This window comes from Chitinophaga sp. Ak27, assembly GCF_012726295.1.
Classification (GTDB): domain Bacteria; phylum Bacteroidota; class Bacteroidia; order Chitinophagales; family Chitinophagaceae; genus Chitinophaga.
The window spans coordinates 1,677,278-1,700,683 of record NZ_JABAOB010000001.1; the positions used below are offsets into that span (position 1 = coordinate 1,677,278).

Sequence of the window (23,406 nt, forward strand, 5' to 3'; positions counted from 1 at the left end):
CAACAAAGCATGAACATTCCAACAACATATAGTAAACGTACTTTCATCATCTCCACGCTGGGATTAGCCGGATTGTTGTCGTCGCAACAGGTCCTGGCCCAGGAACCGCTGAAGCAGGAAACGATCGACATCATTTCCACTAACCAGCCTAAACTGCGCGATGCCTATAAACTCAATCTCACAGCTTCCCTGCCAGGCATTGATACCAGCAGACCGTCGCTGAAATACCAGATACCGGCACTGAACCTGAACTTCATGTACCAGGCCATGCCCCTGAAACCGCTTGCACTGGGAAAAGATTCGCTCTCCTATCTCCAGAATAATTTTGTGAAACTGGGCTATGGCAACTATAAAACGCCTTATGTACAGGCAGGATTCGGAAGCGGCAGGCAAAACCTCTATAACTACGGCCTGTATGTAAACTATACCGGCTCCAAAGGAAAAGAGATTCCCGACCAGGATTACAGCAACCTCAACGTGCTGGCAGCCGGTACTTATCTGGCGCCCAAACTCCGCTTCGACGGAAGCATAGGATACGACCGCAATACCGTGCATTATTATGGCTATGGACACGATACGGCCAACTATAAAAAGAAAGATATAGAGCAAACGTTCAACCAGGTAACCGCTTCTGTAGGCATGCAGAACCGCCCACAGAACGATTGGGCCTTTACTTTTCAACCTACAGTGAAGTTTATCCTGTTTAACGACTCCTATAAGCGCACCGAAAATACTTTCCTGCTGAAAGTACCTGTGAAAAAACAAGTATTTGAAGATATCTATGTTGGCGTAGAAGGCGTATTCGATTTGTCGACCTACAAAGAAGACAACAACCGCGCTATCAACAACAACATTGCGGCCATCCACCCTGCAGTAGACATCATCAAGCCGGGCTTTGTACTCCATGCCGGCGTAAACCCTACCTGGTCTGACAGCAAGTTTTACCTGTTGCCCGACATCGTGAATGAGTCGCACCTGATCCGCAAAAAACTGATCCTGAGTAGTGGATGGATCTCTTACTTTGAAAAGAATTCTTACCGTAACCTGGCCAACAAAAATCCATTCCTGGCCGGATTACCCGGAGAAATGCTGAATACCCGCGTGGAAGAAAAATATACCGGTATCAAAGGTACGCTGGGCAGCCATTTCAACTATAACACCAAATTCGCTTCCGTTACCTGGTACAACCTGCCGCTGTTTGTAAACGATAGCGCCGATACCAAAAAATTCACTACCCGCAACGAAACAATGCTGCGCGCTTTTCAACTGCACGGCGAAATCGGGTATATCGAAGAAGAGAAATTCCAGGCAAGGGTAAGCTTCGACTGGTATAATTATAACAAGCAGGAAACAGAAGTACAACCCTGGCACCTGCCTGCATTCCAGGGCGACTTGTATGTACAATACACCCTCGCTAAAAAACTACACCTGAATGCAGACCTCTTTGCGCTGAGCGGCAGCTATTATCAGCTCCCGAACAAAGATTTCGGTAAAACCAAGGGTGCCTGGGACCTCAATGCCGGCGCCTCTTATGATATCAGTAAAAACTTTGGCTTGTGGGTGAATGCCAATAATATCTTTAATTCACATTATCAACGTTATTACCTCTATCCAACTTATGGTTTCAATATTGTGGGTGGGGTGCTAATAAAGTTTTAACTTAGCTATCAGCCGTTGGCTTTTAGCTAAACAAAAATGCAGCGGACATACACTTCGCTGCATTTTTGTTTAAGCGAATAGCCAAATACACCAATGATTCTTAACAGCCTTAAGCTGCCCGACATATCGGTAGCTTAAGGCCCAAAGCGAAGCACTATAATGATCCTTCAGCAATACATACACGAAGTGCTGTTTAAACAACGGGTTTGCGTAGTACCCCACCTGGGCACCTTTTCCGTACAACATTTCCCGGCACACTACAATACCGGCACACAAACGTTGACGCCTCCCCGTGAACAGGTAATGTTTACGCAACAGTGGCAAGATGACGGTTCCTGCCTGGAATGGATTGCCCTGAAGGAAAACCTGGTACCTGCTGTGGCCCAGCGTAAGCTTGAAAAATACCTGGAAGAGCTGAAAGCCAGCCTGCAGTCAGGCACTCCCCTGGTACTACCCGGGATAGGTCAGCTCCAGGGCGACTTTGCCGGCAATATTCATTTCCATGCGGAAGAATTACCAATATCCCGCGATACGCTCGATATTGTGCCATTGTCGCGTCCCGATCAGAAATCGGCGCCGCCGCCATCATCTCTACCTGAGCCACCGGTATCTGCTACAGAACCTATCATGACTCCGGAAGTGGAGGAAACACTGGAAGCATTAACGGAAGAAAGTGGATTTAAATGGTGGTGGGCCGCTATTCCTGCTGCCGCTCTCATCATAGGCATAGCGGTATGGTGGTACGTTTCGGGCATATCGCCCGCTGTTTCGTCGTCGGCCCCTTCTACCAATGCCGATACCGTTACCCTTAAGCAACCGGTAGCTCCTGCAGTAGATTCAGCACAACAGGCCATAGCTGATTCTATAGCCAATGCCAGTAAGGAAATCACCTATTATGCAGTGATAGATAAATACAAGGACAGCAGCAACGCCGTATCTAACCAGAAACGGCAGCGCGCTTGGAGAAAACTGGAGTTGGTGATCTATAAAAAAGATGGCATGTTCAAACTGGCGTTGCCATTGCATTCTGTTGCAGCCGATACTACGCAGCAACTCAATAAAGTAAAAGAAACATTTAACAGGGCCTACCTGGAGTTCCCATAATCAGGGTTTCATTTCTCCGGCCACTATTTCCAGCCCCTCTGCGAAAGTACGGGGCTGGTATCCCAGCTCTTTTTCCGCCTTATCAATAAGTAATCCCGTTTTTGTTGGCCGGGCAGCCGGCTGGGCCAGGGTTTTGGCGCTGATCTTTTCCACCAGGGAGGTGTCTAGCTTGAAGAATTCGGCCGTTTTTATAGCCATATCATAAGGAGTCAAAATTTCATTTCCGGAAATATTGAAGATACCGGTGGCTTTCTTATTTGCAATCAGCAAACAACCTTTAGCCAAGTCATGACACAACGTAGGCGTACGCCACTGGTCATCTACTACCTTCACTTTCTTGCCCTGCTGTAAATTATTTTTCACCCAGGTAATCATGTTATTGCGATGCGGGTCAGCTACTACGCCATATACCAGCACCGTACGTACAATCGCCCATTGCAGTTTGCTGTTTACCACCAAACGCTCTGCCGCTACTTTACTGGTACCATAATAGTTAATAGGATTTACCGTAGCATCTTCCCCATAGGGCCCCTGCAAACCATCGAACACAAAATCGGTAGATAAAAACAGGAAGAAGGCATTACAGCTTTCTGCCGCATGCACCAGGTAACGGGTAGCGCCAACATTAGTATCCCAGCAGGCGTCTTTGTTTTTCTCACAGTCGTCTACCTGCGACATAGCGCCGCCATGAATAATAATATCCGGCTGATGCTTTTCCACCAGCTGCTTTACGCTGCCGGCATCCCGGAGATTCACCGCCTCATAGGTGTATTTATCCCGCAAAGGAAAACGATTCGGGCCCCTGCCGGTTGCTATCACGTCATATTTTCCATCTTGCAGAAAAAGTGGGATCAAATGCTGTCCCAATAATCCGTTACTTCCAGTTATAAGTACCTTCATGTTCGTTTAGGGTATTTTTAAAGATAAGGAAAAAAGCAGAAAGCATAAAGCAGAAAGCAAAAAGCTATTGTGGAGAAGAACTTAGCGAGTATTGAATAATTCGCTTTAATCCCTCTCCACAATAGCTTTTTGCTTTCTGCTTTAAGCTTTCCGCTCTTCCTTACTTCGGTTGCATCCCCAAATTAAACATCGTAAAGGCCCATACATCCGTGGCTTCATCGATCAGTTTGGAGGTGGGTTTACCCGCTCCATGTCCTGCCTGTGTTTCAATACGGATGAGTGTTGGGTTGGGTCCTGCATTAGCTGCCTGCAGGGTAGCCGCAAACTTGAAAGAGTGTGCAGGTACCACCCGGTCGTCATGATCTGCCGTGGTCACCAATGTAGCGGGATATGATGTTCCTGGCTTCAGGTTATGCAGCGGCGAATATTTCAGCAGGTAAGGGAACTGGTCAGCATGGTCGCTGCTGCCATATTCTACCGCCCAGGCCCAGCCAATGGTGAACTTCTGGAAACGCAGCATATCCATTACGCCCACTGCCGGTAAAGCCACCTTAAATAAATCCGGACGCTGAGTCATACAGGCGCCTATCAGCAAGCCGCCGTTAGAACCGCCACGGATAGCGATCTTCGAGCTATTAGTATATTTAGCCTGTACCAGGTATTCCGCTGCGCCGATAAAGTCGTTGAACACATTTTGCTTCTTATCGAGCATGCCGGCTTTATGCCAGGCTTCTCCATATTCACTGCCGCCTCTCAGTACTACTACCGCATATATACCTCCCTGTTCCATGAAATAGAGGTTGGATACGCCAAAACCAGGCGTCATCGGGATGTTAAAACCGCCATAACCATAAATCAGCACGGGGTTGTTGCCGTTGAGCTGTATACCTTTCTTATAAGAGAGGAACATCGGCACGCTGGTGCCGTCCGCACTTTTGAAAAATACCTGTTTGGTTTCGTAGTCGGCAGGTGTAAATTTCACATCCGGTTTGCTATATAAACTGGAAGCGCCGCTGGCGATATCATATTTATATACAGCCGGCGGCGTTACAAAGGAGGTATACGTATAGAAGAACTCCTTATCTTCTTTCTTGCCTCCAAATCCGCTGGCAGTACCGATGCCGGGCAGCTTTACCTCATGTTCATATTTTCCTTTATAGTCATATTGATACACCCGGGTAGCAGCGTCCTTCAGGTAAGACAGGAACATTTTGCCATTGGCGATACTTACACCTTCCAGCGCTTCTTTCTTTTCCGGTACAATCACTTTCCAGTTGGTGAGTTCGGGATGCAGGGGATCAATCAGCACCACCTTGTAGTTGGGCGCATCATGGTTGGTGCGCACCAGTAATTTGTCGCCATCATTGTCGATAACATCGGGTTCATAATCAAAACCTTTTATCAACAGGGCAAAATCAGTTTGTGCCTGGTTTTGCAGATCGCGGTACCAGAGCTCCCGGCCAGAGGTACCTTCGGAGGTAGACAGGATCAGGAAGCGTTCATCTTCCGTAACAGATACGCCGGCATTGCGCAGTGGATGCGCTTTATCCACATATATTAATGCATCCTTTTCCTGTGGATCGCCCAGCTGATGGTAATATACCTTATGGAATTCATTTTTGCCAGAAAGCTTGCTGGTTTCGATGGGCGCATCATAGCGACTATAGTAGAAGCCATTACCCCGCCAGTCGAGGGAACTGAATTTTACCCAATCCAGTTTATCCGACAGTAACTGTTTGGTTTCCACGTCCATTACAAAACCTTCCTGCCAGTCGGAACCGGCTTTAGACAACAGGTAGGCGGCATATTTGCCGTCTTTTGAAAAAGACATAACACCCAGGGCGGTGGTACCGGCGGCGGATAGTTTATTGGGGTCGAGAAATACTTCCGGGGCGCCTCCCAGGGTGGCGGAACGATAGAGTACTGCCTGGTTCTGTAACCCATCATTTTTATAATAGTAATAATATTTACCGTGCTTAACAGGGGCGCCGGTTTTAGGATAGTTCCAGAGTACTTCCAGGCGCTTTTTAATATTATCCCGAAAAGGGATCTGAGAGAGATAGTCTTGCGTAACTTTGTTCTCTGCTGCTACCCATGCTTTGGTTTCTTCGCTATGGTCATTTTCCAGCCAGCGGTACGGATCAGCTATTTTTGTACCGTGATAATCATCTACTGTATCTACTTTTTTTGTTTCCGGGTAAATGATAGCTGGTTGTTGCGCCATTGCTTGTCCGGCTATTAAACTCGCGCTCATAAAGATCCACCTCCTATTATTTTTTTTTGGCATGCATAATATTTTTTGAAATTTTTAGCTACTTTGTTTGATGGAAATTAAAAATTTAGGTTATTTCATCAGATAACAGTTAGAAAACAATTGCAAAATGTTATTTTTGTGCGCCTTTAAGATATTTTTTTAGCAATTTATATGAAAAAACTCAACAACATTGCAGTCCTTACATCCGGGGGAGATGCTCCTGGCATGAACGCAGCAGTTCGTGCCGTTGTAAGAACGGGCATTTATCATCAGCTGAATGTGTACGGCATAATGTACGGCTATAGGGGAATGTTGAAGAACGAGATTTTCCCGATGGAATCAAAATCTGTTGCCAACATTATTCAGCGCGGGGGCACGATATTGAAGACCGCCCGCTGCAGAGAGTTCTATGAATATGAAGGGCGAAAAATGGCTTACGAAAATCTGAAGAAACACAACATTGACGGGCTGGTAGTAATAGGTGGTGACGGCTCGTTTAATGGTGCGCAAAAGTTCAGCCAGGAATTTGACATTCCGTGTATAGGCTTGCCTGGTACTATTGACAAGGACATTGCAGGGACTGACTCGACTATTGGATTTGACACGGCTGTAAATACAGCAGTAGAAGCGATAGACAAAATCAGGGACACCGCCGATGCGCATGACCGTTTGTTTGTAATTGAAGTAATGGGCCGTGATGCCGGTTACATTGCATTACACAGCGGGATATCCACTGGTGCGGAACACATATTGATGCCGGAACGCAAAACGGAAGTAAACGACATTATTGAAGAACTGCAGGCGAACGAACGTCGCAGAAAACTGGTTAACCTGATTGTGGTAGCCGAAGGTGATGAAACCGGTGGCGCACAGGAAGTTGGGCGCATCATTAAAGAGAGATGTCCTCAACTCGATACCCGGGTGAGTATCCTCGGGCATATTCAACGTGGCGGCGCTCCTACCTGCACAGATCGCATTCTGGCAAGCCGCCTGGGCTATGCAGCTGTAGATGCCCTGCTGGAAGGCATTCACAATGTAATGATTGGCGTAGTAAACGACCGAATTCATTACACCCCTCTTGATAAAGCTGTTAAAGCCAAACAGGAAATCGACCCTGAATGGTTTAAGATTGTTAAAATTCTTGCGAGTTAAAAAATCAGACTTATGAGTACAAAGGATCTTTCGAAATACTATCACAAGCAGATGGATAATGCTGCGGGTAGAGAGCACTCTTCGCACAAAACAAAAATTGTGGCCACTGTTGGCCCTGCGTGTGATACCTATGATGGACTGCTTACACTGGTAAAAGCCGGTGTTAATGTTTTCCGCCTCAACTTTTCACACGGCTCGCATGAAGATAAACTGCGGATTATTGAATATATCCGCCAGATCAATAAAACAGAACCTTATACCGTAGCCATCCTGGCCGATTTACAAGGTCCTAAACTGCGCGTGGGTGAAATCGAAAACAATGCCCTCCCGCTGAAAAAAGGAGATATCCTCACCTTCGTGAACGAGAAACTGGTGGGTAATATGGAAAAAATTTACGTTTCCTATCCTGACCTGTACAAAGATCTCAGACCTGGCCAGAAAATCCTGCTGGATGATGGTAAAATTGAAACCATTGTAAAAGAAATCACTGCCAACGGAGAAATTAAAGCCGAAGTTTCCTTACCAGGTGTACTGTCTTCTAAAAAAGGCTTTAACCTCCCGGATACCAAAATATCCCTCCCTGCGCTGACTGAAAAAGATATTATCGACCTGGAGTTCATCATTGATCATGAATGCGACTGGGTAGCGCTCTCTTTTGTGAGAAGCGTAAAAGATCTCTCCGAACTGCGTAAGCGCCTGGAAGCACGTAATTCAAAAATTAAGGTGATCTCTAAAATTGAGAAACCTGAAGCCATTCAGAACTTAAAAGAAATCATCTGGGAAAGTGATGGCGTAATGATTGCCCGTGGCGACCTCGGCGTGGAACTGCCAGTAGAGCAGATCCCAATGATCCAGAAAGATATAATCCGCAAATGTATTCACCGTGCAAAACCCGTTATTGTGGCTACACAAATGATGGAAAGCATGATGGACCGCACCCGCCCTAACCGTAGCGAAATCACCGACGTAGCTAACGCAGTACTGGAAGGCGCCGATGCTGTAATGCTCAGCGGTGAAACAGCTACCGGTATGTTCCCTGAACTGGTAATCCAAACGATGAATAAAATCATCCAGGAAGTGGAAAAAGAAGCGATCATCTACAACCGTAACCTGATCCCTCACCGCCACTCTCCTACCTTCCTCAGCGATGCACTGTGCTACAACGCCTGTAAAATTGCGGAAGATCTGGATGCAGACGCCCTCATCGGTATGACCCAAAGCGGCTACACCGGCTTTATGCTGAGCAGCTACCGCCCACGCAGCCCACTCTATATCTTTACCAAAGAAAGATCGCTCGTAAACCAGCTGAGCCTCAGCTGGGGTGTACGCGCCTTCTACTACGAAGAAGAAGAAAGTCTCGATGATATCGTTTTCGATCAGATCAATATCCTGAAAGAAAGAGGCTTTATCAAAGCTGGCGATGTGTGCGTAAACACCGGTAGTACACCCGTTAAAGAACACCTGCCAACTAATATGCTGAAGATTACGAAAGTTGACTAATAAGCCCGGTGACACCGTAGCTTAGGTACTTTCCCTAAATGCATTTAGTAATATTATCAACAAAGCCCTCCGTTACAACGGGGGGCTTTGTACTTTTTGTCACTCTTCTTTCAAAAAACATACAGACTTGTCTGTTTTATTAAAATACCCTAATATTGTGCTATGAAAGAAGGCGCAAAAGAAAGAATTCTCCATACGGCGGCTGAGCTGTTTTACCAGCAAGGCTACCAGGCTACCGGCATTAACCAGATCATCGAAGATGCCGGTATTGCCAAAGCCAGCCTGTACCAGCACTTCTCCTCCAAAGAAACGCTGCTCACCGCCTACTTGCAAAACACCCGGGTGGGTAACCACGAACTACGGATGAAGTACCTGGAACAACTGGTGCCGGGCAAAGAAAGACTAATAGGCCTGTTCAAATATCGCCTGCAACACATGCTGGAAAACCAGTTCCGCGGCTGCGCTTTTATACGCATCGCCTATGAGCTGCCTCATTTAAATGAAGACGCCCAGCTGGAAATCAATACCCACAATCAAACCATCAAAGCGCTGATCAACAGCCAGCTACAGGCAATCAAAAATCCCTTCCCCGAAGCCTCACTAGCCGAATGGACCGATATGCTGCACCATCTCTATGAAGGCGCCGGCTTACAGGGATATCTCCTGAAATCACCCAAACCGCTGGAAGACACTATCAACATCGTAGAGAAACTACTGGCCACTTTATAAAACCATTTTATTTACCACTACAAAAATTTTATCTACATGAAAACAGACCGGTCTGTATATATCAATAACTATAGCACCAGCCCCTGGCTGTCGCTGGCCATCATCCTGTTAGCTCCCCTGATCACGGTAGTCGACATCTTTATCGTCAATATCAGCACACCCGCTATCAAGACATATTTTCATAGTTCCGACGCTGCGCTGGAACTGGTGGTAGCTTCTTACCTGCTGGGATACGCCGTATTCCTGATTACCGGCAGTCGTACCGGCGATTACCTTGGCAAAAAGAAAGTGTTTATCGCCGGACTGGCCGCCTTTACGATCACCTCCGCCCTCTGTGGTTTTGCGATATCGATGCCCATGCTCATCGTTTCCCGCTTCCTGCAGGGCGTCGCTGCTGCATTTACAGTACCACAAACCATTACGCTGATACAACTCAACTTTCAATCACCCACCGACCGTGACAAAGCCTATGGCATGTATGGCATGGCATTGGGCACCGGCGCCACGCTGGGCCAATTCCTGGGAGGCTATTTTATTTCCTCTCACCTCATTACCGACAGCTGGCGGCTCATATTCCTCGTAAACCTGCCTGTAGGAGCCATCGCCATGGTACTGGCGTTTTATTTTGTACCCGAATCACAGCAAAACAAATCCACCCGTTTCGACATTCCTGGCATCTTTATACTCACTGCCGCCTTATCTCTCTTGGTATATCCTATTATCCAGGGTACAGAGCTAGGCTGGCAATTATGGACCAAAGCCATGCTGGTAGTGGCATTGCTGTTGTTGCTATTTTTTGTGGGATATCAGCGGAAACTGGGCCAGCAAAAAAAAGATCCGCTGGTGCCGCTGTCGCTTTTTAAAATCCGGAGCTTCAACATCGCGGTCATCTGCGTATTGTTTTTCTTCGGGGTTAATACCGCTTACATCTTTGCAGTATCCATCTTTTTTCAAAGTGGATTTAACATCCCTCCTTTTACTGCCGGCAATTATTTCGTGTTTCAAACAGTCGCTTTTTTACTGGCATCACTATGGTCCATTAAAAATGCCGCCCGATATCGTATCCGCCTGCTACAGGTGGCTGCAGGACTGATGATCCTCTCCTTTATTTGTCAACTGGTATTATTCCAGGAGAAGATTATCACGCCCTGGGATATTCTTCCCTGCCTGATCATCTACGGCATTGGCTCAGGCCTGATGATGCCTTCTTTATTGAAAGTAGCTATGTGGGATATGCCGGCCGATAAAGCAGGAGCTGCCAGTGGCGTATATTCCACCATACAACAGATTTCCTCTGCCCTAGGCATCAGCATATTGGGTGGTGTTTTCCTGTACCTGGCGCGCACTTCAGGACATTATTACTTTGCCTACAAAATTGCCTTGTTTTGTATGATGGGCTACCTGTTGATCGTAGTGTTGGTACTCAACCGTATTAAGCGCTAGCCACCCTACCTGATCTTTTATAGGTAGCCAGGTAAATAATCAACGCAATGGAAATGAGGCCCGTACCAGCTATACATACGCCATTCCATTGTGCCACCGACCATACCCACAACCCGATACCGGAGCCCAGCGAGGTACCAATAAAACTGGTGGTCATAAACACTGTGTTTAAACGGTTCCTCGCTTCTGGTAAAAGGGTGTAAATCCTGGTTTGATTAGATACATGAATACCTTGTAAGCCCAGGTCTATCGCCACAATACCGATGATGATGCCAATGAGACTAGCTTGAAATGCATAAAAGAGGAAATAACCGAAGAACAGAAAAATAATACCATATCCTATCGCAATACGCGGATTCTTTTTGTCGGCTATTCTGCCAACCAATGGCGCACCCAGGGCGCCCGCAGCAGCAGCCAGCCCCATTAAACCAATTTGTTCACTCGTATACTTAAAGGGGGGCGCCGACAATAAAAATACCACCGTGGTCCAGAACATGCCAAACATCGCAAAGCAACAGGCATTGATCGCAGATGCTTCCCTCAACACCGGTTGTTCTTTGATCAGTGTGAGTAATGATTTCATCAGTTGCCCGTAAGTACCATTGAAACTGGGCTTACTCGACGGAAAAGAGGTAATCATGATCACGGCCAGCAAAGCACTGATGCCTGCAGCAATCCAGAACATCGTTCTCCAGCCGAAGTGGTGTCCGACCATACCGCTGAGCGTACGCGATAATAAAATACCTACCAGCAAGCCGCTCATGATGGTACCAATTACTTTACCCCGGCTGGCAGGATCCGAAAGGTTAGCCGCCAGCGGCAAAATTAATTGAGGCACAACGGAAGTAAATCCTATCATCAGCCCGGTTACTTTCAGCATGGTGATGTTAACCGACTTTGCGGCAGCCACCAATGCTATAACAGCCGCCAGCGTCATCACTACAATCTGTGATTTACGTTCCAGCTTATCGCCCAGGGGTACGCAAAACAACAACCCGAGGGCATATCCCAATTGTGTGAAGAAAGTTACTTGTCCAGCGTTGCTTTCCGTTACGCCAAATTCCTCGCTCATCAACACCAGTAAAGGTTGGCTGTAATAAATATTGGCTACGATCAGGCCAGTACAAAGGGCCATCACTAAAATATTCCATCTGCTAAGTGTCATAAAGTTGTGCTGGTTTAAACGCTGCAAAGATAGCATTTCGCTTTTAGCAGTTGGCTTTTAGTGGAAAACGGTAAATTTGCAGGACTATTCACTAACGGCCAAAAGCTAAAGCCATGTTTACAAGCATCAACCCGTTTACACAGGAAACCATTGCAGTATACACCGCGCATACACAGGCAGAGATAGAAGATAAATTAGCGTTGGGACACCAGGCTTACCGCGAATTATTACAGGTGCCATTGGAGCAGCGCCGGCAGTGGATGATGGAAGTAGCCACCTCATTGAAAAATGATGTAGATATGCATGCCGCCCTGATCACACAGGAGATGGGCAAAACGCTGAAAGAAGCCAGGGCTGAAGTGTTGAAATGCGCTACCTCTGCGGAATATTATGCAGAAAATATTGCCGGCATGTTAGCCCCCAAACCGATTCAATCTGATGCCTATAAAAGCTATGTATCCTATGAACCCAAAGGAATTGTTCTGGCCATTATGCCCTGGAACTTTCCTTACTGGCAGGTATTCCGCTTTGCCATTCCTAATATATTGGCAGGTAATACCGGTTTACTAAAACATGCCAGCAACGTAAGCGGCTGTGCGCTGGCCATTGAAAAATTATTCGCTACCAGTAATTTTCCGCAGGGAACTTTTCAATCGTTACTGGTATCATCCAAAGATATAGAACCCATTATTGCAGATCCGCGCGTACAGGGGGTAACACTTACCGGTAGTACGCCGGCTGGCAAAAGTGTGGCTGCGCTGGCAGGCAAATACATCAAAAAAACAGTACTGGAACTGGGTGGCAGCGATCCATTTATTGTGTTGAAAGACGCCGACCTGGAAGCCGCCGCCAAAACCGCCGTACAAGGCCGTATGCAAAATGCCGGTCAGTCATGTATAGCCGCCAAGCGGTGGATTGTGGAAGAAGAAATTGTGCCTGCCTTCACCGCCGAAGTAAAACGTATTCTCCAGGATCTCCGCCAGGGCGATCCTACACTCGAAACTACACAAATGGGCCCTATGGCCCGTCCCGACCTGGCCGAAGAACTGAACAAACAGCTGCAGGAAAGCATCCGGCAGGGCGCTCAACTGGAGTTGGGCGGCACGCATGAAGGCTGTAACTTTGCGCCGACCTTGCTAACTGGGGTGACCAACAACATGACCGTTTTTAAAGAAGAAACATTTGGTCCCGTGGCAGTGATCATACCGGCTGCCAATGAAGCCGAAGCCATTGCACTGGCCAATGAAACTGACTTTGGACTGGGTGCTGCCCTCTGGACCAGCGACCTGGACAAAGCCAGCCACCTGGCTACCCAGATAGAAAGCGGCAACGTATTTATTAATGCCATGGTCAGATCCGATGCCCGCCTGCCTTTCGGCGGCGTTAAACAATCGGGCTATGGACGTGAGCTATCACTGGAAGGCACACACGAATTCTTGAACGTTAAAACTGTATACATACAACAATAGGCCCCCGCTGTTGCTATTTCAACAACGGGTCGCTAAAAGCTAAACTTGTAATGACCACTTCTCTGAAACGCGACCGCTATACTCCCTATATCAGCTTCTCCCGTAAGGAATGGGCAGAAAGAAGCGGCGATGCTATGCTGCAAATGCAGGACTATGACCTGGAAGCACTCCATGGCATGAACGAACCACTCACCCAGGAAGAAATTACACAGGTATATCTTCCACTGGCACACCTGTTAAATTTATATGTTACCGGATCTCAACAACTACATACCGCTACCAGCAACTTTCTCAGCAGTCATGTACATAAAGTGCCCTATATTATTGGCATTGCAGGTAGTGTGGCCGTAGGAAAAAGTACGACCGCCAGAGTACTGCAAAAACTGCTGCAAGCCTGGCCCAATCACCCCCGGGTGGACCTGGTAACCACCGATGGATTTCTGTATCCCAACAAAATACTGGAAGCCAATAATATCATGAACCGTAAAGGCTTTCCTGAAAGCTATGATATCAAGCGGCTCATTCACTTCCTGGCAGATGTAAAATCCGGCAAAGAAAGAGTGGCCGCGCCACTTTACTCCCACCTGGAATATGATATATTACCCGGGCAATTGCAATGGATAGAACAACCCGATATCGTGATTGTAGAAGGCGTGAATGTGTTACAGGTACGTCCACGTCAGCAACAAAAAGATCCGGCCGTTTTCGTATCCGACTTTTTCGACTTCAGCATCTATGTAGATGCCGCAGAAAAAGATATCCGCAAGTGGTATATCGCACGCTTTGAATCGCTCCGCAGGACCGCCTTTCAGAACCCGGAATCGTTTTTCCACCGCTATGCCCACCTCTCCGATACTGCCACCGTGGAACTGGCCACACAGATATGGGAAGACATCAATAAACCTAACCTGGAACAGAATATTGCACCTACCCGCTACCGGGCCAGCCTGATCCTGGAAAAAGGTCACCATCACTTTGTACAGTCTATACAACTGAGAAAAACGTAGCAGATGACAGATACCCTACACATAAAACAACAGCTGCAGGCATTGCTCCAGGAGCCGCTCCAGGATTGGAATGCCTTTGAAGCCATCCTGCAGCCGGTGAGTTATAAAACGGGGGAATTACTTTCTGAAGCCGGTAAAACATCGCATGCAATTTATTTTATTGCGACGGGTATTGTGAGGGTGTACACCTTACATAACGGGAAAGAAATCAGCCTGGATTTTTTGTTTCCCAGGTCGTTCTGCGCCTCTTATGCCTCTTTTATTACCCGGCAACCCGCTGCGGTAAATATACAGGCCATTATGCCTGTAACAGGTTATGCATTTCATTACGCCGATCTGCAGCAATTATATCACGCATCTCATCAGTCAGAGCGAATAGGCCGGTTGATAGCCGAACAACAATATCTCCGCAAATACAACCGGGAGTTATCCTTCCTGCAATATTCCGCCCAGGAAAGATATGCGCAACTACTCCAGGAGCATCCGGAGGTCATACAACATATTCCCATCAAACAAATTGCTTCTTACCTGGGTATTGAGCCCGAAAGTCTTAGCCGTATCCGGAAAAACAGGAGTGTTACGGAGTAGCGAATTAACTAACATTTGTTAGCGTGATAACAAAACCAGATATGGACCTTTGCGGTATAAATTTATACGCATGGCATTTTTCTCTGGTTTATGCAGCATAATGTTGTTGCTATGGGCGATGGGTTACCTGCTGGGTGTTTCATCGCTACAGGCATTATCTATGGATGCACGGATAGCAGCGGCGCTAATGTTTGTGCTGATTGGTGTGATGCACCTGGTAAGCCCCCGCAAACTGCTATATATGATTGAGGGTATGTTGCCCTTTCCTTTCTCCCTGGTAATATTCACGGGCATCCTGGAAATCTTGCTGGGAGCAGGCTTGCTGATCCCTGCCATCCAATATTACACGGGTTGGGGCCTGATGATATTACTAATTGCCATGTTCCCGGCTAATATCCAGGTGGCAGTAAAAAAATTACCTGCTCCGGGCGGATTGCCTGCTAAGCCCTGGTATACATGGAGCCGCTTGCTATTTCAACCGCTGTATATTTGGTGGATCTGGTGGGTAATTCATTAATCATGCGAATATATCGCAGTAATAACGGCATTAAAAAAAGAGGCCGCCTCTACGGAGTAGAGACGGCCCTTTTGCATAATGTAAGGAGTTATTATACCCACTCATTAACATGTTTTGCATTACCCATGCTAATTTCACGGGCAGAAATGGTAAAGGAGATTACCATTGGGTTTTTGTTTTCATAGTCAAAAGACTCTTCAAACTTAACCAGGTAACCCTCTTTAAAGTCCAGGGTTTTTAATTTGGAATCAGTATCTCTTTTGTAGAAAGTGATGGAACCATCTTTTCTTTCGAAGTTGTTGACCATCCATTCGAAGAGATCTGTTTTTCCGGTAGATTCTACTGTCAGCTTAATGCGTCCGCCACGGGTGATGGCTGAAGGGCGACCGGTAGCATCTGTTTCCTGTGTGAGGTCGTAGGCGACGTGCTGTACGTTGTACTCTTGTCCGCCTGTTTCAAATTTTGCTTTGAAGGACATGTTGGGTTAATTTTTAAGGTTACAATAAAGAAAAATACCTAAGATTTATTTATGAATTTATAAGTCTCAAATATAGGATGAAATTTTCAATAATTAAGAGTCCTAACGAATAATTTTTATACCCATATCTAAAAGATAATATAGACTTTTGGGTTAGTGCGCGCGGCTATTCAGCAGCATCATCTGGCGGCAGTTATCAAGGTCCCTGCTCTTGGTTTCCAGCTGCCTGTTGAGATCTGCTACCTGTTCTTTTAATCCTGCTATATTCTGTTGCGCATTTTGTAGCTCTCGCAGCTGTTGTTTGGTTTGCTGCAGCGACAAGCAGTTTTGCACAATATTATCATATAAGCCAAAATGCGTCACCGCTTCTTTTGGGATAGAGTTGCGCATATCGGCCAGGGAAGCGGCGATGATCTGGTCCATATACGTAGCGTTCTGATTGGGCAGGTTAATAGAATCGAGATTATGCTTCACCTTATCCAGCTTTTGCAGAAAGGTGGCTTGAAACGCCTGTTCTTCCCGGAAAGCAGTCAATTCCTTACGCAACGCAGCATTTTCCCTGGCTGGCACCTGGTAGTTAAAAAATACGGCTAATACAAACAAGCCTACGGTGATGATAAAAAACAAAAGGAACCAAATAAAGGAAACATTTCTTTCCTGCCTGTTCAATACTTGCATATTTCAGAATTATTCTTTTACAAATTGATCATATAACGAAGTGCGCATAACGGTTGCGCGCTTAATCGGTAAAAAACCAACGCTTGGCTTTATGTTTACGCAGGTACTCGGAATCCTCCTGTGATTCTTCTTTCACGAAAATATTGCTGTCCTGCTTGCGTCCGATATAATCCAGCCTGCTCAGGCTTTCAAAGAGTTTATTCACTGCTCTGACGAAAGGAATCATGGGTTGCAGGCATTCGCGTACATCCAGGTGTTTATAACGGATATTGGCGCAATTAATCATGAGGGTTTCCAGTTCGCCTTGCCTGAGTTCACACCATTCAGATAAATAGTTGAGCAGCTCTTCCTTACCGGCGCCGGCACGTTGATCAATAGCATTTTTCATGGTGCGGGCCAGTCCTGCAATGATTTCCAGCATTTGTGCCGGCGGCTGGTTCATGGCCAGCCATCTGAACTGGGTGATACGCGTACCGAGGAACTGTACCATTTTCTCCGTAGTATAAAGTACTACCAGCGCAAGGTCGTTATTCTGGTTCCTGCCATAAATTTTTTGCACGATATGCACGCCATACAATTCCATTTGTCCGAGAAACTGATCAAGCTCGTGATACAGGTCGATCAGCGATGGGTGGGCACTTACAATACTGCAGGGTGGAATATAATCATCGTCCATCAGCGGGCGGCCATCTATTACGTTGATACGTGCCAGCACCATCTGGTAGCTGCCTAACTGTCCGGAAGGCAGTTGGGACGCGGGGGCTACGTATAGGCTATATTCCGGCGTAGCATACGGCAATCTTGGCGGATCTTCTTCCAGCAACGGTTCCCCACTGGGCTGGCGGTTAAAAGGATTCACCTGCATGAGTACGTAATAGGTACTTTCTGTATGCTGCGGGTCCCAGGTATAAGTGGCTTCTGGGAAGGTGGTAGCGTACTTGAGGGAATGTACCGTATGTTCGGGTACTTCAATCCTGCCGCCACCGGGCGTTACTGCCCTGCATTCTGTCAGTTTAATACGCCACTGCTGTTGGTTGTCGCTCACAAACCAGCAACGCAGCGATTCTTTATTTTCTCCTTTGGGAGGTAATAAGCCATAGTTGAGTGCATGAATGCCGCAGGCCAGCGCATCCCTGATCTGATCCAGCAGCGCATTTTCCGTATCAATAAAATGCTGCTTCTTTATCTTCATGCCATCTACCCAGTTAACGGGAAAATGCTTTAACGGTTCTGCCATAATACTGCTTTTAGGATAACATTATTCTATTACAAATGATCACACTGTTTTCCTTGATGCCATTCATAAACACCGCCTTATGAGGGTCCAGCGTTTTAGCGCCGCCAAACCAGCGTGGCTTCAGGTGAAACACCCATCCGTAGGGCTGCCCGTTGTTATCTACAAAATCAATGGGGGTATTGGGATAACGATCATTATAATCATTAATAAAGTGATAAAATAAATCACCCAGGTCCATTTTAATTGGCGTTCTTGCACGGAAATAAGTACGGGTGCTATCTTTAAGCCCTTTCTCCATTTCCAGCCCGATTACAATCAGGTCCCGCATCTCGTCTTCATTTACTTCCGGCACTTCCTTATACATCGGGTATTGCCACCATTTATGCACTTTTACCGGGATAGCCATCATCCGCTCAAAAGTTTTATATACAAATGTGGGAAGTACAAAAGAGAACATACTGGTTAGCATCGGATAATACAGGAAAGTATCCTTGTCAAGAAACCGGTTGACCAGTACAAACCCGGCGCCGCCAAATAACCATATGGCCAGGATAAAAGCCAGCTCCGATACCAGCGTGGTTTCATTGGCCCAGAAACGGGTATACATAAAGTGACAGTGAACAACCCCCAGTCCCAGGAACCATACCTCATAAAAGAAATACTGATTCATCAGGTTTTGATGGGTAAACAGGAAAGGGATAGAACTGATAACGGCAAATACCAGCGTCATACACACTAAATACAACAGTGCTTTCTTTTTATAAAGGCTGAAATTTTTAATGTATCTGCTGAGCAAAGCCACTATGAAAGATCCCACGGCCAGAACGCCGGCCAGCATAATGTAAAACTTAGCAGTGTATCTCATAGCTCTGATGATATGTCAAGGTTTTTCGGGTTTGGGTACTAACATGTTTTCGGTTTTTCAGATGCCGGGTAACAGCAAATATAATTCCATAATATAATGAATCTATCGCTCACAGAAAAAAATTATAACCCATTAATCCCTGATCAGGTTGCTTATCGGCCATGACTACCGTTTTTTCGCCGGCAGGCGGTAGCAATAAAGTTTTTACTTCCGCATCGGCGGGGAACAGGTATCCGTAACATACCTCCAGCAGCTTCCCATAAGGCCGCCATGGCAGGTAATCGTATAACCGTTGGTGTTTAACCGGCCCAAGGCTCACTGTGATAACAGGCATGTCTATATAACAGGAAGTGCCTACCATCGCATCTACACCGAGGGCACACTCTCCCAGGGGAACGCCATTCCCCGTTTCCACTAGCTGCGGGTTCCGGTCAATCGTAATACTTACGGTTTCTTCAAATATCTGCTCCAGGCAAAGCTTAATCAATGAATTGTTGCCAGCAATGCGATGCACATAAGGCAATAGTTTCACCAGCCTGTTAGCGCCCACATCCGGTAATCCCGCCGGCAGGTTCCAAAATGCATGGAACAACTGGTCGGCATCTTTACCAAATACATCAAATAACAAATGCTTCTCCCGCTGTTCCAGGTATACCCGCTGCAGGAAAAATTCATTCTCCAGCGGCTGAAAAAAACGACGGGCCTGCTGCTGCTGTTGCTGTTGCCGCTTATAACGCGCCACCATCTCTCCCACCCCCATCTGCCTGGAAGAAGGCTCCTGCTTGAATTCATGAAAAATCCCCTGCGGCAGGCGGTCATAGATACCATCGCGGGAAAGGGTTAAATTAATAAACGGCTGATAGGGTTGACTATCATCCAGCTTTACCTGCGTAATATCTGTGGTAAACGAACGGGTGAATACATTCTGCATCTGTACTACCACTTCTTCTTCCCGTACACAGTTATCCAGCAATTCCCCTACTACTACTTCCGCCCTCACATCATAGGGCAAAGCATCGACATGGTCAATCACTTCCTCCAGCACGGCGGCTTTCTGTGCATTGTTTACCATAAGGTGTTGATTTAGGTTCTCCTTATCCTGCTATTTGCTGATGACTGTTAGCATAACTATCGTTCATTCAACTATGGTTCCGGGCTAACAACTAGCAGCAAAAATAGGGGATTGCTTTTATTATTCTCCATTATTCCGGCTTAAATTTTAATGCCCCGAAAAAATTTTTCGCCAGTTTAAGTTTAGCAATTTATCCAAAAAAACACTAAAATTGCAATATTGTAAAAACCTGAAAAACCGATGGCGCCCCGTAAACCCGAAAATGAACGTAAGGTTAACTCATTCAGACCTTTTGGAAAAATTGCCAGTCATGTTGACCCCATGGTACTGTGGACTTTCTTTGCCCTCTTCCTGATCAGCGGCGCACTGCTGGCCTTTCAGCTTGATACCAAAGAAGATTGCAGCAACACCGATATTATATTGAGTCATGTTCAAAATACCAACAGTAAAGCCTACCTGGTAGGCGAAGTCATTACTTTCAACGCGTCCAGTCACGATAAAAAAACTAACAACTACACCTGGGAATTTGGCGATTCCAGCAATAGGGCCACCGGCCAACAGGTGTACCATTCCTTCAATAAAGCTGGCAGCTACATGGTTACCCTCAGTTCCGGCAAATGCAGCTGGACAAAAGAAGTGCTCGTAACCATGCCCGTGGAAAATACCGGTGGCAAGCCCGATATTTTCCCGGTTATTGAGGGGCCGTCCGAAGCCTTTGCCGGCAGGCCTGTAACCTTTACCAACAAAACATCTTCCGCTACCCAATGGAGCTGGCGGCTCCTGCAGGATAATGCAGAAGTACATTCAGGCGCTACCGTTACCTACACATTCTCGTCTCCCGGAGAAAGAACACTGTCGCTTATCATCAACGGCGATAGCGCTCACATGGTGCTCAAACACATTACCGTATTCCCCGCACGCCCCACTACGCCGGAGCATACGCAGGATGTACCATTCAACCCCGAACCGGTACAGCCTAAAGCACCAGAACCACCGCCAGTAGTGGAAAAGCCTAAACCCTCTATCTCTGACGACGAATTTAAATACCTGCTCACCCAGGTAACCACCAAACAAAAAACAGCAGCAGACTTTGCACAGTATCTCTGTAATAACCTCGGTACCAAAGTGGTACTCAACGGTAACGACCAGGATAATTTTGAACACTTCTGCTCCCGTATTTATGGTAAGAAAAAATTCAAGATAGAAAGGGTGAACCTGACCAAAGATGCCAACGGTTGCGTAAATGGCATCCTAATCATGTATGACCGTAAAAAATTACTGGGTATATTCTAATGCCATCCATGAAAGGAAAATATTATAAACTTCCGATAGATTTTTCGCAGCTGCTGCAGAAAAAAGACATGCCTGCCATTACGCTGGAAGAATCTATCGAACAGCATATCCACCTGCTGATCACTACCGTATTGGGAGAAAATAAAGATGATCCCCAGTATGGCTGCCAGTGGTGGGACAGCGACTTTGATATCAAAGCCTCCAACAACGAAGTGAAGGAACAGATAGAAAACGCAGTGAAAGCATCCATTGTACGATACGAAAAAAGAATCACACAGATAAGGGTGGTAGCCGCTGTAAACCAGGAAGAATTACTCCTGCCGGCTACCCGCAAAATGAAAAAGAAGATACGCGTGACTGTTTCCGGCAGCATCAGCAAAAACAACAACCCGTTCCAGTACAGCAGTTTCTTCTACATCAGCCCCTTATCCTACGATTGATCATTTGTTTATTAACCGCCACTCATGAAAGAAAAGAAAGAACGAATAAAGGATAGAATGTTAAAAACCGCCGCCCGCCTGTGGGGATATCCTGATGCGGAAGTGGAAACCTCTTTTGATCCGGTTGTGCAGCTGTTGCTGGAAACCTGCGCCAGCGAACTGGAAAAAATTTCCGGCGAAGTAGACGTATCACATGCACGCCTCGTGGAAAGACTGGCGCAAATCATGATGCCGGAACCTATTACCAGCGCCCAGCCCTCCTATGGCATTCTGCATGCCATGGCCACGGAAGCAGTAGCCGACATTCACGCCGATCACCAGTTTTACCATCATACCAAAAACGGCAGCCACACCCGGGATATCTTCTTCTCCCCCGTTACTAATCATCGCCTCTTCCGGGGACAGGTACAATACCTCGTCATCGGCAATAAATTATTTGAAACCCGCGACCATTGGTTTAAGGAACAGGTATTACAGGGACATTTATCTCCCGACACCCCGCCCAACCACCTGTGGATAGGCCTCACCATGGAAGATGTCCCCCATTCCTGGGAAGGTATGTCACTCTTCTTTGACCTTCGTAATATCCACCAGCAGGAAATGTTTTATCACTACCTGCCCCTGGCCAGGATATTTGCCAATAACCGCGAGCTAACCATCAAAAGCGGTTACGCCCATAGTCGTAATATGGCAGAAGAAGATGTAGACAACATGGTGCAGGTAGCGGTCAACAACAACGCCAGGTACAGTCAGCACATTCTCCAGCGGTTTCGCCGCCACTTTGTAACTATCACGGACACACAGGCCCCGGTTGCCACCAGCTTGCCGGAACAACTCGGCAGAATATTCGGAACCGACAGCCAACGCGTACAAAAAGATGTTTACTGGCTACGCATAGAATTCCCCGAGGCACTGCATCATACCCTGATGGAAGACCTCTACTGCAGCATCAACTGCTTCCCGGTGATCAATAAAAAAAATAACGAGCAGTCCATGAAGCTGAATCGTTATCTCAATATTATCCCCCTGCAAACACCGGATATCTTCTTCGATATTAAAAGAGTATACGACCTGGAAGGCACCGATTATTACATACGCAATTTTTCTACTGCCGGCCAGATGCAGGAAGGAGAACTGGTTATCCGCAGCAGCGGCATTGGTCGCTTCGACACCCGCGAAGCCAAAGAAGTGATCGCCTACCTGGTAGAAGTGATCCGAGATGAAAGCTCCCTGTTTGAAGAAGTGAAGAACGACTATGTAACCAATCGTATGCGGGAACTACACCAGCTGATTGCTTCATTGGAAGAACAATTGCAGCCCGGCGCCAACAAGGGGAATATTCCCTATGTGATGGTAAAACCAAAAGATAACGCGGAATACATTTTCCTGGAATTTTATTCCACCAATGGTACCGCTGCCAACAACATCCGTATGGGTACCCGCTTGCTGGAATATGGAAATATTCATACCCGTCCCAATAGTATTACTTTGCTCACTAATACACAGGGAGGAAAAGACCGGTTAAATATCGATGAAAAAATAAATCTTTACCGCTCTCACCTGCTATCGCACAACCGCATTGTAACGCCGGAAGATATGAAGGCACTGTGCCGCACCATTTATGGCGAGGAAATGAAAACGGCCACCATCACCAAAGGTGTAGCGTTGCAACCCGGCAACGGCGCAGGTTACAACCGCACCCTGGATATCCGCATTTCCCTGGCACAACCGACCAATAGGTATCCTGCGGCCAATCTTCAATATATGAAAGAGGAGTTACTGTTACAATTGGAAGAGAAATCCACTAATACTTTCCCTTACCGGGTTTTCATCAACGAAGTATTGATGCCGTAATT

21 protein-coding genes are annotated in these 23,406 nt (G+C 46.6%); 13 read left to right on the top strand and 8 right to left on the bottom strand.

Going from position 1 to position 23,406, the window contains the following annotated elements:
• The first annotated feature begins 9 nt into the window (after positions 1–9).
• The gene (locus HGH90_RS06570) at positions 10–1,659 is read left to right on the top strand and encodes a TonB-dependent receptor (RefSeq protein WP_168762435.1); all 1,650 of its coding nucleotides are present in this window, start codon (positions 10–12) and stop codon (positions 1,657–1,659) included.
• A gap of 159 nt (positions 1,660–1,818) precedes the next feature.
• Positions 1,819–2,763 carry a hypothetical protein gene (locus tag HGH90_RS06575; protein ID WP_169190695.1) on the top strand — a complete coding sequence of 315 codons (945 nt, stop codon included), beginning with the start codon at positions 1,819–1,821 and terminating at the stop codon, positions 2,761–2,763.
• Here the strand turns inward: HGH90_RS06575 and HGH90_RS06580 are convergent, their stop codons facing one another.
• Both HGH90_RS06580 and HGH90_RS06585 read right to left on the bottom strand, forming a co-directional pair.
• Positions 2,764–3,663: an SDR family oxidoreductase gene (locus HGH90_RS06580; RefSeq protein ID WP_169190696.1), complete on the bottom strand. Its 900-nt coding sequence runs from the start codon at positions 3,661–3,663 to the stop codon at positions 2,764–2,766.
• Between the two features lie 160 nt (positions 3,664–3,823).
• Entirely contained in the window at positions 3,824–5,917 is a 2,094-nt protein-coding gene (locus tag HGH90_RS06585; RefSeq protein ID WP_248276970.1) for a prolyl oligopeptidase family serine peptidase, read from the bottom strand.
• Positions 5,918–6,088: 171 nt separating this feature from the next.
• Here HGH90_RS06585 and pfkA point away from each other — a divergent pair, with 171 nt between their 5' ends.
• The 4 genes from pfkA to HGH90_RS06605 all read left to right on the top strand — a co-directional run bounded on the left by pfkA (position 6,089) and on the right by HGH90_RS06605 (position 10,741).
• Entirely contained in the window at positions 6,089–7,069 is a 981-nt protein-coding gene (pfkA, locus tag HGH90_RS06590) for a 6-phosphofructokinase (RefSeq protein WP_168739170.1), read from the top strand.
• Positions 7,070–7,081: 12 nt separating this feature from the next.
• A complete protein-coding gene (gene pyk, locus HGH90_RS06595; RefSeq protein WP_169190697.1) occupies positions 7,082–8,569 on the top strand; it encodes a pyruvate kinase in 1,488 nt (495 codons plus the stop codon).
• A gap of 162 nt (positions 8,570–8,731) precedes the next feature.
• A complete protein-coding gene (locus tag HGH90_RS06600; RefSeq protein WP_168762431.1) occupies positions 8,732–9,298 on the top strand; it encodes a TetR/AcrR family transcriptional regulator in 567 nt (188 codons plus the stop codon).
• A gap of 36 nt (positions 9,299–9,334) precedes the next feature.
• A complete protein-coding gene (locus HGH90_RS06605; protein WP_169190698.1) occupies positions 9,335–10,741 on the top strand; it encodes an MFS transporter in 1,407 nt (468 codons plus the stop codon).
• Here the strand turns inward: HGH90_RS06605 and HGH90_RS06610 are convergent.
• Entirely contained in the window at positions 10,731–11,906 is a 1,176-nt protein-coding gene (locus tag HGH90_RS06610; protein ID WP_168762429.1) for an MFS transporter, read from the bottom strand. The two genes, HGH90_RS06605 and HGH90_RS06610, sit on opposite strands and share 11 nt — an antisense overlap.
• 113 nt (positions 11,907–12,019) lie before the next feature.
• Here HGH90_RS06610 and HGH90_RS06615 point away from each other — a divergent pair, with 113 nt between their 5' ends.
• From HGH90_RS06615 to HGH90_RS06630, 4 genes are all read left to right on the top strand, one after another.
• Complete coding sequence (locus tag HGH90_RS06615) at positions 12,020–13,375, top strand: NAD-dependent succinate-semialdehyde dehydrogenase (RefSeq protein ID WP_168762428.1); 1,356 nt, start codon at positions 12,020–12,022, stop codon at positions 13,373–13,375.
• A gap of 50 nt (positions 13,376–13,425) precedes the next feature.
• Positions 13,426–14,382, top strand: coding sequence for a type I pantothenate kinase (gene coaA / locus HGH90_RS06620; protein WP_168762427.1), 957 nt, complete (start codon positions 13,426–13,428; stop codon positions 14,380–14,382).
• 3 nt (positions 14,383–14,385) lie between these two features.
• Positions 14,386–14,970, top strand: coding sequence for a Crp/Fnr family transcriptional regulator (locus tag HGH90_RS06625; RefSeq protein ID WP_169190699.1), 585 nt, complete (start codon positions 14,386–14,388; stop codon positions 14,968–14,970).
• 70 nt (positions 14,971–15,040) lie between these two features.
• Positions 15,041–15,487: a DoxX family protein gene (locus HGH90_RS06630; protein ID WP_168762425.1), complete on the top strand. Its 447-nt coding sequence runs from the start codon at positions 15,041–15,043 to the stop codon at positions 15,485–15,487.
• A 91-nt stretch (positions 15,488–15,578) separates the two neighbouring features.
• On the opposite strand, the gene tssD is transcribed toward HGH90_RS06630, so the two are convergent.
• The 5 genes from tssD to HGH90_RS06655 form a co-directional block, all read right to left on the bottom strand.
• Positions 15,579–15,965 carry a type VI secretion system tube protein TssD gene (tssD, locus tag HGH90_RS06635; RefSeq protein ID WP_168739185.1) on the bottom strand — a complete coding sequence of 129 codons (387 nt, stop codon included), beginning with the start codon at positions 15,963–15,965 and terminating at the stop codon, positions 15,579–15,581.
• Positions 15,966–16,118: 153 nt separating this feature from the next.
• Positions 16,119–16,643, bottom strand: a complete 525-nt coding sequence (gene tssO, locus HGH90_RS06640; protein WP_168739187.1) for a type VI secretion system TssO — start codon at positions 16,641–16,643, stop codon at positions 16,119–16,121.
• 61 nt (positions 16,644–16,704) lie between these two features.
• Positions 16,705–17,880, bottom strand: coding sequence for a hypothetical protein (locus HGH90_RS06645; protein ID WP_168762423.1), 1,176 nt, complete (start codon positions 17,878–17,880; stop codon positions 16,705–16,707).
• Positions 17,881–17,890: 10 nt separating this feature from the next.
• A complete protein-coding gene (locus HGH90_RS06650) occupies positions 17,891–18,745 on the bottom strand; it encodes a TssN family type VI secretion system protein (RefSeq protein ID WP_168762422.1) in 855 nt (284 codons plus the stop codon).
• A gap of 109 nt (positions 18,746–18,854) precedes the next feature.
• A complete protein-coding gene (locus HGH90_RS06655; RefSeq protein WP_168762421.1) occupies positions 18,855–19,817 on the bottom strand; it encodes a hypothetical protein in 963 nt (320 codons plus the stop codon).
• Between the two features lie 240 nt (positions 19,818–20,057).
• On the opposite strand from HGH90_RS06655, the gene HGH90_RS06660 reads away from it, so the two are divergent.
• The 3 genes from HGH90_RS06660 to HGH90_RS06670 are packed head-to-tail and all read left to right on the top strand — an operon-like array spanning position 20,058 to position 23,404.
• On the top strand, positions 20,058–21,110 hold the full coding sequence (locus HGH90_RS06660; protein ID WP_168762420.1) for a PKD domain-containing protein: 1,053 nt from the start codon (positions 20,058–20,060) through the stop codon (positions 21,108–21,110).
• Between the two features lie 8 nt (positions 21,111–21,118).
• Positions 21,119–21,550 carry a GPW/gp25 family protein gene (locus HGH90_RS06665; RefSeq protein ID WP_168762419.1) on the top strand — a complete coding sequence of 144 codons (432 nt, stop codon included), beginning with the start codon at positions 21,119–21,121 and terminating at the stop codon, positions 21,548–21,550.
• A gap of 24 nt (positions 21,551–21,574) precedes the next feature.
• Positions 21,575–23,404 (top strand): type VI secretion system baseplate subunit TssF, encoded by a 1,830-nt coding sequence (locus HGH90_RS06670; protein WP_168762418.1) that lies wholly within the window; start codon positions 21,575–21,577, stop codon positions 23,402–23,404.
• Positions 23,405–23,406: the final 2 nt, after the last annotated feature.

Bases quoted from the DNA above. Each gene is read 5' to 3' on its own strand.
- HGH90_RS06625 (WP_169190699.1), top strand. From the start codon at position 14,386: ATGACAGATACCCTACACATAAAACAACAGCTGCAGGCATTGCTCCAG.
- HGH90_RS06575 (WP_169190695.1), top strand. From the start codon at position 1,819: ATGATCCTTCAGCAATACATACACGAAGTGCTGTTTAAACAACGGGTT.
- HGH90_RS06645 (WP_168762423.1), bottom strand. From the start codon at position 17,880: ATGGCAGAACCGTTAAAGCATTTTCCCGTTAACTGGGTAGATGGCATG.
- HGH90_RS06570 (WP_168762435.1), top strand. From the start codon at position 10: ATGAACATTCCAACAACATATAGTAAACGTACTTTCATCATCTCCACG.
- HGH90_RS06630 (WP_168762425.1), top strand. From the start codon at position 15,041: ATGGCATTTTTCTCTGGTTTATGCAGCATAATGTTGTTGCTATGGGCG.
- HGH90_RS06600 (WP_168762431.1), top strand. From the start codon at position 8,732: ATGAAAGAAGGCGCAAAAGAAAGAATTCTCCATACGGCGGCTGAGCTG.
- HGH90_RS06610 (WP_168762429.1), bottom strand. From the start codon at position 11,906: ATGACACTTAGCAGATGGAATATTTTAGTGATGGCCCTTTGTACTGGC.
- HGH90_RS06670 (WP_168762418.1), top strand. From the start codon at position 21,575: ATGAAAGAAAAGAAAGAACGAATAAAGGATAGAATGTTAAAAACCGCC.
- HGH90_RS06615 (WP_168762428.1), top strand. From the start codon at position 12,020: ATGTTTACAAGCATCAACCCGTTTACACAGGAAACCATTGCAGTATAC.
- tssO (WP_168739187.1), bottom strand. From the start codon at position 16,643: ATGCAAGTATTGAACAGGCAGGAAAGAAATGTTTCCTTTATTTGGTTC.
- HGH90_RS06660 (WP_168762420.1), top strand. From the start codon at position 20,058: ATGGCGCCCCGTAAACCCGAAAATGAACGTAAGGTTAACTCATTCAGA.
- pyk (WP_169190697.1), top strand. From the start codon at position 7,082: ATGAGTACAAAGGATCTTTCGAAATACTATCACAAGCAGATGGATAAT.
- coaA (WP_168762427.1), top strand. From the start codon at position 13,426: ATGACCACTTCTCTGAAACGCGACCGCTATACTCCCTATATCAGCTTC.
- HGH90_RS06665 (WP_168762419.1), top strand. From the start codon at position 21,119: ATGAAAGGAAAATATTATAAACTTCCGATAGATTTTTCGCAGCTGCTG.
- HGH90_RS06580 (WP_169190696.1), bottom strand. From the start codon at position 3,663: ATGAAGGTACTTATAACTGGAAGTAACGGATTATTGGGACAGCATTTG.
- HGH90_RS06650 (WP_168762422.1), bottom strand. From the start codon at position 18,745: ATGAGATACACTGCTAAGTTTTACATTATGCTGGCCGGCGTTCTGGCC.
- HGH90_RS06585 (WP_248276970.1), bottom strand. From the start codon at position 5,917: ATGAGCGCGAGTTTAATAGCCGGACAAGCAATGGCGCAACAACCAGCT.
- tssD (WP_168739185.1), bottom strand. From the start codon at position 15,965: ATGTCCTTCAAAGCAAAATTTGAAACAGGCGGACAAGAGTACAACGTA.
- pfkA (WP_168739170.1), top strand. From the start codon at position 6,089: ATGAAAAAACTCAACAACATTGCAGTCCTTACATCCGGGGGAGATGCT.
- HGH90_RS06605 (WP_169190698.1), top strand. From the start codon at position 9,335: ATGAAAACAGACCGGTCTGTATATATCAATAACTATAGCACCAGCCCC.
- HGH90_RS06655 (WP_168762421.1), bottom strand. From the start codon at position 19,817: ATGGTAAACAATGCACAGAAAGCCGCCGTGCTGGAGGAAGTGATTGAC.